The 3,032-nt window shown below is 57.3% G+C and carries 2 protein-coding genes; one reads left to right on the forward strand and one right to left on the reverse strand.

What is annotated here, in order from left to right:
* The coding region (locus AC3WLX_RS36525) for an IS110 family RNA-guided transposase (RefSeq protein WP_492339381.1) at positions 1 to 1,037 on the reverse strand (1,037 nt) is incomplete at its 3' end.
* A 551-nt stretch (positions 1,038 to 1,588) separates the two neighbouring features.
* On the opposite strand from AC3WLX_RS36525, the gene AC3WLX_RS36530 reads away from it, so the two are divergent.
* On the forward strand, positions 1,589 to 1,897 hold the full coding sequence (locus AC3WLX_RS36530; protein WP_454652778.1) for a response regulator: 309 nt from the start codon (positions 1,589 to 1,591) through the stop codon (positions 1,895 to 1,897).
* The last annotated feature ends 1,135 nt before the right edge of the window (positions 1,898 to 3,032 follow it).

Consider the following 3,032-nt stretch of genomic DNA (forward strand, 5'->3'; position numbering starts at 1 on the left):
ACTCTCTCCTCAGCTATCCAAGGAGGGGGCAATCCCTTGTGACGCTGAGGGGGCAGTTTTCCATGGCGCGCGACAGCGAGCTTGCGCGCCAGGGCGACTTTTGCGCGCTTCGAGCCTCTTCGCTTGGCGACATCCATCCCCCAGCGCTTGAGTTTTGAGAACCGCGTGATGCGCGATAGCAGAACGTTCGCGGCTTCATACAACACCGTCCGCACCGTCTCATCGCCAGCAAGCGTGATTCCGCCCGTGACGTCCTTTTCTCCCGATTGATACTTCTTTGGCGTGAGCCCGAACAGCGCGCCTGCTGCCTTTGATTTTACGATACGATGAGGATCATCAATCGCCGATTTGTAGGTGATGGCAACTAGGGGACCAACGCCTGGGACTGTCATAAGCCGGCGGCAGACCGCATCGTCGCGCACAATTGCCAGCACAGCCTTGTGTAGCCTTCCGTATTCTGCCTTCAGGGCTGACCGCGCCGAAAGCATCGCACCGGCAATGCGCTCCAATGTCGCCTGACCCGCAACCAACTCTCGAATCCGCGCTTCGAAATTCCTTCTCGTCACCGGGCCAGTCTTCAGACCGAAGCCGCGCAAAATCCCTCGGATACTTAATTCTACATCGATCAGCCGCCCGAGAAGCTGTTTGCGTGCGATCAGGAGTGCCCGGATTTCTTGCGCATCGACCGACTTTGCGTGCACCGGCCGAAACCATCCCATCCGGATCAACTGGGCGATCCCGCGCGCATCCTTGCGGTCCGTCTTGACCGTCATTGCAGACAATGCGGCCTTCACGTGCCGCGTTTCCAGCAGAACCGTCTCAAATCCTGCGCCTTTCAGGCCCGCATGCAGCCATTGTGACAGCGGTCCAGCCTCGAGCCCAATACGCTTCATTGCAAAGCCGAGCGTCTCAAAAAACTCAACCAAGGCGTCGGGTTCGCTTGCGACCTTCGCTTCCTTCAAGACCTTGCCCTGGGCGTCCACAACGCACACGCTCGACAGTTCCAATGACACGTCGATTCCGGCATAATTTTCCACGGCTGTCCTCCGTCTCCAGATGCTTGGGGCCGACTCAAGTCCTGACCCCGTTTCATCATCTATCGGGGGACAGCCACCATCATGACCCCTTGCTCGGAGCCGGGCCCATTACGGCATCTAGTTGGAGTCGACCTCAATCGGGGATTCCCGGTTTAGGGCCGGCATATCGTCTATCCGGCTGCAATCCAGGGGAGCTCAACCATCATTCATGTGAGCTTCAATCTCTGCCTGGCGCGCGCGCTTTAGTACCGCCTGGCGAAGCGCCCAAACGGCAGGAGCTTTGCCTTGTCCCTGAGTTGACGTGCTTCTTTCAAGCAGGCGTTCTTTGCGGGAGTCGGACATCTCTGCTCCGTTCCTGGATAGGCCGAGCGCGATCATCGTCCTACCGCCGAGAGTAGCCAACGGCAGAGCAGCGATGTGTGGCAACCTCCAAGCCTTGCGCTAGTTCCACCCTGCGATGCCCATGGTCGAATCGGAACGGCCGATCACTGTGTGGGTTGTTGAAAGAGGTCCTCCAATGCCCCAACATACTGTCTTAGTTGTAGATGATGATGCAAATTGTCCTCGACGTAATGGCGGACATGTTGGAAGACTTGGGCTGCGAAGTCATTTGTGCGCATAGTGGCGCTGAAGCTCTGGATGTGCTTCGCAGAACTCAGCGAATTTCGATCACCGACATCAACATGCCGGAAATGGACGGACACGAGCTTGCAGAAGGGGCCACGCGGCTGCGTCCGGCTCTCAAGGTCTTGCAGCTATCGGGACGTGAGAAACGGCGTGATGGCTTTCCTTTGCTGCGAAAACCTTTTTCGCAAGATGACCTTGCTCAGGTAATGCAAAAGACCACAGGTGTTTGCTAGCCCAAAAGGCGCGATAAACAATGAGCAAGTTGATCGATCGGAGACGGCTTTTGGAGGGAGAGGTGATCCTTGAAGGCCTCCGGAACACCCTCCGCGCCGTACCCGCTAGCGAATGCAAAAGGCACTCCATGCTCGCTTAGTACCTGAGCAATGGCTTCAGAACTGTCGTTGCCGAGTTTCACATCTAGAATGGCAGCACGATGCCGGCTGCGCAAGCGAGCTCCAGGCCGGTCGCCAGATTGCTGGCTTCGCCGGCCACGGTGACCGAGTTCGCTCAACATATCCGCGATCATCATCCGGATAAGGGATTCGTCTTCTACAAGCGGTACCGATGCCATCCGGATCCCCCGAAGGATCATCCGGTCGGATTACCGCAACCTATTAGCGCTAAGCTTTTGGCCTAACGTTGGCCGGATGTCTATGAGCCCTTCCATTTCACGCTGGCTGCGAAGGCCTTCAGACCTTCGGACCGTAATTCGGTCAGGGTGTGCTTGCCCGCTTCGGCGGCGTCAAGAAGTTGTTGAGCTACCCGATTGCGTAGTTCGTGGTCGCCGCGTTAGGCAGCTGCCGGCAAACTTTCTCAAGAATAACTTCGATGTTCGACTTTACTCGGTCGGACAGCGTCATCTTACTTCGTTCCGCTTGGGGAACTATTCACGATGATATCTGTTCTGGAGTGAAGGCCGGGCTATGCCCCATTATGCGTTGCAGCAAGGAGTTTGCATGGTCGGGAAGCGGCGACGCATCAAACATAGCAAGTCCTTCAAAGAGCGCCTCCTTGAAGAAGCTGCAAAATTTCGGGACGCCGCAGAGCAACTGCCCCCCGGCTTCGAGCGAGAGCTATTGATGAAGCGTGTCCGCCAGGCCGAGGCCGCTACGCAGTTCGAGGACTGGCTGCGGTCTCCCGGGGCCCCGGCGTCTAAAGTATCAGGCGCACTCAAGAAACTCTCGCGTAAGGCCACCAAGGCAGACGCTGCCCCTGCCCCGACGCTTACACATCGATAGACCCCCGCGGGTCACTTCAAATTCCTCCGGGTGCGGTCAGTCAAACTCCTCCACCCCAAGGCAGGACAGAAGTGGATTGTTAGTTTGACATTGTTTCGCGGGCAAGAGCTTCAGCGGCCTCTTTGAGCCG

The organism is Bradyrhizobium sp. FW305-F6, assembly GCF_058782905.1.